The sequence below is a fragment of the Nocardia veterana NBRC 100344 genome, from assembly GCF_000308855.1.
Lineage (GTDB): Bacteria > Actinomycetota > Actinomycetes > Mycobacteriales > Mycobacteriaceae > Nocardia > Nocardia veterana.
The window spans coordinates 1-7068 of record NZ_BAGM01000190.1; the positions used below are offsets into that span (position 1 = coordinate 1).

At 68.7% G+C, this 7068-nt stretch carries 9 protein-coding genes; 7 read left to right on the forward strand and 2 right to left on the reverse strand.

The features are described from left to right. Positions 1–144: 144 nt before the first annotated feature. A complete protein-coding gene (locus ON37_RS26830; RefSeq protein WP_040723277.1) occupies positions 145–342 on the reverse strand; it encodes a hypothetical protein in 198 nt (65 codons plus the stop codon). Between the two features lie 531 nt (positions 343–873). Here ON37_RS26830 and ON37_RS26835 point away from each other — a divergent pair. The 7 genes from ON37_RS26835 (at position 874) to ON37_RS26865 (ending at position 6199) form a co-directional block, all read left to right on the forward strand. Further along, positions 874–1077 carry a hypothetical protein gene (locus tag ON37_RS26835; protein ID WP_040723280.1) on the forward strand — a complete coding sequence of 68 codons (204 nt, stop codon included), beginning with the start codon at positions 874–876 and terminating at the stop codon, positions 1075–1077. Next, positions 1074–1298, forward strand: coding sequence for a hypothetical protein (locus tag ON37_RS26840; protein ID WP_040723256.1), 225 nt, complete (start codon positions 1074–1076; stop codon positions 1296–1298). The genes ON37_RS26835 and ON37_RS26840 overlap by 4 nt, the downstream gene beginning before the upstream one ends. Positions 1299–1464: 166 nt before the next feature. Further along, a complete protein-coding gene (locus tag ON37_RS26845; protein ID WP_040723258.1) occupies positions 1465–2340 on the forward strand; it encodes a DUF4190 domain-containing protein in 876 nt (291 codons plus the stop codon). Positions 2341–2428: 88 nt separating this feature from the next. Further along, the gene (fabG, locus tag ON37_RS26850; protein ID WP_040723263.1) at positions 2429–3181 is read left to right on the forward strand and encodes a 3-oxoacyl-ACP reductase FabG; all 753 of its coding nucleotides are present in this window, start codon (positions 2429–2431) and stop codon (positions 3179–3181) included. 45 nt (positions 3182–3226) lie between these two features. Then, entirely contained in the window at positions 3227–4093 is an 867-nt protein-coding gene (locus ON37_RS26855) for a carbohydrate ABC transporter permease (RefSeq protein ID WP_040723266.1), read from the forward strand. Further along, entirely contained in the window at positions 4083–4922 is an 840-nt protein-coding gene (locus ON37_RS26860; protein ID WP_083893316.1) for a carbohydrate ABC transporter permease, read from the forward strand. The genes ON37_RS26855 and ON37_RS26860 overlap by 11 nt, the downstream gene beginning before the upstream one ends. Continuing rightward, on the forward strand, positions 4919–6199 hold the full coding sequence (locus ON37_RS26865) for an ABC transporter substrate-binding protein (protein ID WP_040723274.1): 1281 nt from the start codon (positions 4919–4921) through the stop codon (positions 6197–6199). The genes ON37_RS26860 and ON37_RS26865 overlap by 4 nt, the downstream gene beginning before the upstream one ends. Positions 6200–6203: 4 nt before the next feature. Here the strand turns inward: ON37_RS26865 and ON37_RS26870 are convergent. Beyond that, a partial coding sequence (locus ON37_RS26870; protein WP_040723283.1) for a DNA-3-methyladenine glycosylase family protein occupies positions 6204–7068 on the reverse strand: 865 nt, incomplete at its 5' end.

The window sequence follows — 7068 nt, forward strand, 5'->3', positions numbered from 1 at the left end:
CCGATGAAGGAACGAGTTGTCGATCGGAAATACGACCCGATCGTCTGGCTGGGCAACAAATTGTTCCGTCGTTGACATTGCGGAACCGTTTACGGTCCGTTTTCGAATAACGGTTTCCCGGTAGCCGGTCGGTACGCCGACCGGCTACAGCATTGTCACCACGCCGACCGCGACCACCCCGACCAGCGCTCCGACCAGCAAAGACGACAGCACTGCTCCGGTCAGCACGTACACCCCGACGGCCGATACCGCGAACAACATTCCAACGATGAGTCGTTCCACCCAGTCGCCGGGAAGCAGCTTGCGGTACCGAGGTGAGGTATTTCTCAGTCCGCGATCCACATTGTGATGATTACCCGAGGGCGGCCGAAGTAAACATCCTTTCGTTGCCGAACGGCTGCGGTTTCGTGATCTGCCGGGGAATTTGCCGGCGATCGCGTCGGCCGAGGTCCGGTCCCGGTACCCGGACCACGCCGAGGCGAGTTCGCGGGTCGCGCTGACGTGCGGGGGCGGAGAACCGTGTTGCCCCAAGCCGATTCGCTGCTGCGGATTCGCTCGATTTCCGACGGGATCGTCGATTCCGCCCCGCGCGGGGCCGTTCTGGAGGATGCTGGGAGTGTGCTCGCGGCGCGGCCCGGAGGAGTCGGCTCGCCCCGGCACAGTCGGGTATCGCATGCAGGAACGAGGAGTCATGGCTGTTCATGTCATCGGGTCGTCGTTGATGACCAGCGAGTTATCACCCCGTCGTGCGCGCACCATCGGCCACGACCGCCGGTGGACGTCCGCACCGCCCGGCCGCACGGCGGCCGCATCCCACGATCCGTCGGCGCCACCACGCCGTCGGCCCGCGCACTGCTCGGCGGGGGTGGGCGCATGCAACTGACAAATCTGCACATGCCGGTCGCGGGCCTGCTGCGCTGTGGCACCGACCCGGGCATCATGACCGTCGAACAGGCCCATGCCGCAATGCAACTGCATCTGGACTGCACGGTCGACACCTGTGTGGTGCGCCGGCGGGCCCGGTCGGTCCTGGTCGAACAGGGCCGTTGCGTCCTCGACGATCGGGCCATCCCGTGACCGCCGTACCCGGTCCCCGCCACGCGGCGCACCGGCGAGCACGGCACAGCACCACATTCTTCCCCGCCACCCGTCCGTTGCCCACCGGGGGAGCGCACCGCGCCCGGCATGCCCGCAAACGGGGTCTCGATCGATACGACCGCGCGGTGCTCGCGGTTGCGGGCTGGCTGCTGACGGTGCGGATCGCTCTGGTCGGGGAACACGTGATCGACGAGATGTAGCGATTGCGCCGGACGCTCGGGGATGACGTCCGGCGCAATTCCTCTCGGGCCGAGATATCCGCCCGGAACGGACGGGGGTTGCGGGTCCCGCTGAGCCACCTATTCTTCTTCGGTAACGGGCGGGGTCCGTGGTTGAAGGTTCCTGCACGATCGTGAGAGGAACCGTATGGCCCGCAAGCAGTCCGCGGAGGTAGAACGCTGGCCCGAGGTCCCCGACGAGGAGTACTGGAGCGACGACACGGTCGTGGTGGGGCCGGAGGATCGCTGGGATCCACCCCCGCCGCGCCGCCGGCCCGAGGCCCGGGCCACGGAACCTCCCGACGAACGGTGGGATTCCGCACCGCCCCGGCGAAGACCGGCCGCCGAACCGGAGGAGGATCGGTGGGACAGCGCACCCGGCCGGCGTCGCACCGGACGGTTGCGGGTCGAGGTGCCACCGATCGTCAATCCGTACGCGATCGTCGCGCTGGTGGCCGCGCTGCTCGGATTGTTCCCGGTCGCCATCGTCTTCGGGTTGATCGCCTTCAGCCATCCGCGCGGCCGGGTGATGGCGATGTCGGCGCTCCTGCTCGGATTGGCCGAGGTGCTGATTCTCGCCGCCGCACTCGTCCTGTCCGGAATCGCGCTCCCGCACACCACATTACGCACCGTTCCGGCGGCGCTGAGCACCGACACCGGAACCGCGACGACCACCACCACCCACCCGGTCGTTCCGACGACGACGGTCGCCACCCCGTCCTCGACGGCTGCGCCGACCACCACCGCGGCCCCCACCGGCCCGGTCTCGGCCGCCAAGGGTGAGGTATGCACCCAGGCGCAGGCAGCGCTGATCGGCGCCGCCACCGACGGCAGCACCCTGCTGTGCCTGCACGGGTCCGGCGGCTATCGATGGACCGGACCGTATTCGGTGTCGACGGCCGTCTACGAGGGCGGCGCCAAGTGCGATCCCACCATCGACAAGACCGCCCGCACCCCGGACGGGCACGCCCTCGTCTGTGAGGGACAGGGCCGGACCAGTATCTGGTCGCTGTGGGTGGAATAGCGGTCGGTGACACAGCGGCGACCCCGAGATCCGCCAGGGGTACCGTTCCATCACAGCGAATGTCCCGCGACGTACAGGAGGACCGCCAATGACCGAACGGGTTGCCGTCGTATCCGGCGCAGCACGGGGAATCGGAGCCGCGATCGCGACGCGGCTGGCACAGGACGGGCTGAAGGTGGGTGTACTCGACCTCGACGCGGCGCACTGCGCCGATACCGTCCGGGCGATCACCGATGCCGGCGGCCAGGCGGTGGCCCTGGGCGCGGACGTGTCGAACGAGGAGTCGGTCGCGGCCGCCGTCACCCAGTTGGCCGAGGAACTCGGCCCGCCGACCGTCCTGGTCAACAACGCCGGCATCCTGCGCGACAACCTCTTGTTCAAGATGAGTGTCGACGACTGGGACGCGGTGATGAACGTCCACCTGCGCGGCGCCTTCCTGATGAGCCGCGCCGTGCAGAAGTACATGGTGGACGCCAAGTGGGGCCGGATCGTGAACATGTCGAGCACCTCGGCGCAGGGTAATCGCGGTCAGGTGAACTACTCGGCGGCCAAGGCGGGTCTGCAGGGTTTCACCAAAACCCTTGCGCTGGAACTCGGTAAGTTCGGCGTCACCGCCAATGCCATCGCGCCCGGCTTCATCGTCACCGATATGACCGCCGCGACCGCCGAGCGGGTGGGCGTCCCCTTCGAGGACTTCCAGAAGGCCGCGGCGGCACAGATTCCGGTCCAGCGGGTGGGCCGGCCCGAGGACATCGCACACACCGCGTCGTTCCTGGTCAGCGAGGGAGCCGGCTTCGTTTCCGGCCAGGTCGTCTATGTGGCCGGCGGCCCGATGGACTGAACGGGCCGATACCCGGCATCACCCGGCCCGGTAGCGTCACGCGTTATGAACCGACGTGCGGTTCGGCGTGCCGCGACGAGCTGGGTGTTGCTGGCGCCGAGCCTGTTCGGGATCGGGGCCTTCCTGATCCTGCCGATCGCCCTGGTCGTGTGGTTGAGTCTGCACAGCTGGAACTTGCTGGGCCCCATGGATTTCGTGGGTCTGCGCAACTGGCGCGAGGTGCTGTCCGACGGCGAGTTCGGCCATGCGCTGCTGGTCACGGGCGCCTTGACGCTGATCGTCGTCCCGGTGCAGACGGTGCTCGGATTCGCGGTGGCGGCGCTGCTGGTGCGGCGCCGGGCCGGCGCCGCGTTGCGGCTGCTGTTCGCCCTGCCGTGGATGTGTGCGCCGGTGGCGGTCGGCGTGATCTGGCGCTGGCTGTTCGCCCCCTCCGACGGGGCGATCAACGCGCTGCTGGGCCGGCAGGTCGACTGGCTGACCGATCCGATGTCGGCGCTGCCCGCGGTGGCGGCCGTCAGCATCTGGTCCGATTTCGGCTACGTGGCGCTGTTTTTCGTCGCCGGCCTGCAGGCGATACCGGCGGAGATCCACGAGGCCGGGGCGCTGGACGGGGCCACCGGCTGGCGGCGGATTCGCTGGCTCACCCTGCCGTTGCTGCGGCCCACCCTGTTCTTCGTGCTCGTCACCGGCACCCTCACCGCATTCCAGACCTTCGACACCGTGTACGCCCTGACCAAGGGCGGCCCCGGCGATCGGACGAATGTGGTGGCGATGCAGATCTTCTCGGAAGCATTCGACGCCGCGCGGCCCGGGCGCGCGGCGGTGATGGCGATCGTGGTCTGTGTGCTGATGTCGGCCGTCACCGTGCTACAGCACCGCTATTTCCGCAGTAGGACCAGTGATGAATTCTGAGCTGCGACCGAACGGTCCGGCGATGGCGCGAGCCGTCGGCGCCTATCTGCTGCTGATCGCGGGTGCGCTGGTCACGGTGGCGCCGCTGGTACTGGGCGGGCTGACCGCGCTGAAGAGTCCGCGGCAGTTCGCCACCGAGTCGCCGCTGACCCTCCCGGATCCGGTTACCTGGGAGAACTTCCGCGCCGCCGTCGACCAGGGTTTCGGCCGCGCGCTGCTGGTGACGGCCCTGATGACGGCATTCGTCACCGCGGGCCAGCTGATCACGTCGATCCTGGCCGCATATGCCTTCGGCTGCACCGAATTCCGGGGACGGGATCTGCTGTTCTGGATCTACTTGGCGACCATGACCGTCCCGCCGATCGTCACCCTGATTCCGCTGTATCTGATGTTCGCGCGGCTCGGCTGGTTGAACACCTTCTGGGCGTTGGTTCTTCCGTTCGTCTTCGGCTCACCGTATGCGATCTTCCTGCTGCGCCAGTACTTTCGCGGAATTCCGCGGGAGATGATCGCGGCCGCGCGGCTGGACGGAGCGAACACGCTCGACATTCTGGTCCATGTCGTGGTCCCGATGAGCCGGCCGATCCTGGCCACCCTGGCGGTGATCACGGTCGTGACGCAGTGGAACAGTTTCATGTGGCCGCTGGTGGCGGGGTCGGGACGGTGGCGGGTCCTGACGGTGGCGACCGCCGATCTGCAAACCCGCTACAACGCGCAATGGACATTGGTGATGGCGGCGACCACCCTGGCCATCGTGCCGCTGATCGTGCTGTTCCTGGTGTTCCAGCGTCAGGTGCTGCGCTCGATCGCGTGGACGGGACTGAAATGACGGATCGGCTCAAAACCTCGACCGTCGCCGCGCTGGCCGTGGTGCTCGGCGTGGTACTGCTGGTGACCGCCGCGCTGTGGCTGGGCCGCACCGAACCGGCCACCGGCCGTACCGTCGTCGGTCTGCGCATCTGGGATCCGAGTTTCGTGGCGCCCTATCGCGCCTCGCTCGACGAATTCGAGCGGCACAATCCGGATCTACAGGTGCGGATCACCGTGGTGCCGTGGGCCTCCTATCAGCAGAAGCTGCGCCTGGATGTCGCCGGCGGCACCGCCGACGATCTGTTCTGGTCGAATTCGTACGCCGATTACGCCGACGCCGGGCGGCTCACCGATATCGGTGCCCTGCTCGGGCGGGATTCCGTCCGGCAGTGGGACCCCGGCGCGGTGGCGCAGTACACGCGGGCCGGGAAGCTCTGGGCGGTACCGCAATTCGTCGACGGCGGCACGGCCGTCTACTACAACCGCGACCTGCTGGCGGCCGCGGGTGTCGAGCCGGGGGAACTCGACCGGGCCTCGTGGAGTCCGCACGGGCCGGACAGTTTCCGCCCGGTGCTGCAACGCCTCGCCGCGGTGGCCCCCTGGGCGTACAACGCCGGCAACGATTTCCAGTCGATCGAACTTCCCTATCTCGGCTCGGCGGGCGGCCGGTTTCAGGATGGCGACCGCTACGTCTTCGACAGCCCGGCCGGGGTGGACGGCTTCGGCTATCTGGTCTCGCTGGTCACCGCCCGGCTCGCCCCGTCGGCGGCCGATACCCGCAGCGGCTCGGATTTCGCGAAGAACGCGTTTCTGCAAGGGAAACTGGCGTTGTTCCAGTCCGGCAGTTTCAATCTGGAGCAGATCGCGGAACAGGCTCGATTCGGCTGGGGTATCGCGATGATCCCGGCGGGACCGGCCGGGCGCGTGAGTACCGACAACGCCATCGGGATCGCGGCCAACGCCGCGACGGCCCATCCGGATGCGGTGCGCCGAGTGCTGGCCTGGCTCGGCAGCGCGGCCGGCAATCGATATCTGGCGGGCAACGGGCAGACCATTCCGGCGGTCGTATCCGAGCAGTACCGGTACCGGGAATACTGGGCGCACCGGGGCATCGATGTCGCACCGTTCTTCGACGTCCTGCGGGGACCGCGCATCGAATCGGGTGGCGGCCCGGGCTTTCCGGCCGCGCTGCAGGCCATGGATTCGATATTCGACGAGATGTTCCTGGGCCGGATCCCGGTGCCGGAGGCGCTGCGCAACGCCCGGTCCGCCGCCCAGGCCGCGGCCCGGCGATGAGGGATCAGATCCGGCTGTGGTCGACGAGCGGTGTGCGCGGACCGAAGGCCGGCTTGCGGGCCTGACCGGAGATCTCCAGCAGGCGGATCGCTCGATAGCGATGTGGCCGTAGCGGTTCCAGATATTCGACCATTCCGTCGTCGTCGAGCGGACGGCCCAGCAGCGACCAGCCGACGATCGCGGCCAGGTGGAAGTCACCGACGGACAGGGCATCGGCATCGCCGAAGGCACGCTGCGCGATCTCCGCGGCCGTCCAGATCCCGATCCCCGGGACGGTGCGCAACCGCTCGGCCGCCGCCGCGGGCGTCATCGCCGCCGCGGCCTCCAGCTTCGGCGCCATCCGCGCCGCCAGCACGATCGTGCGGGACCGTTGCGGGTCCACATTGGCGCGGTGATAGACCCAGGACGGAATGTAGCGCCAGACCTCCGCCGCGGGCGGCACCCGCATCGGTGCGGGCGTGGGGCCCGGTGCGGGTTCGCCGTACTGCCACACCAGCTTTCGCCACGAGGCGCGGGCCGAGACGGTGTGCACGCGCTGTTCGAGCACGGCCGGTACCAGGGCTTCGAAGACCAGCCCCGTCCGCAACATGTGCAGGCCGGGGTGGCGCCGATGGGCCTCGGCGAGGCGCGGATGTTCGGGTGCGAAATCACTGATGTCCTCGTCCACGCACAACATCCGCGGCAGCTGGTCGAGGAACTCCGCCGCGCCCGGACCCCAGGCGCGCGCGGTGACGGCGTCCGGGCCGTCCTGGACGAGGCGATAGGTCACCGCTCCGCTGGGCATCCGGGAGGCGTGCCAGTGCGCGCCGTCGGGCGTCACGCGGTGGCACGGATCCCCGGGGCCCCGGCGCAGCGGCGCCACCGTGGCC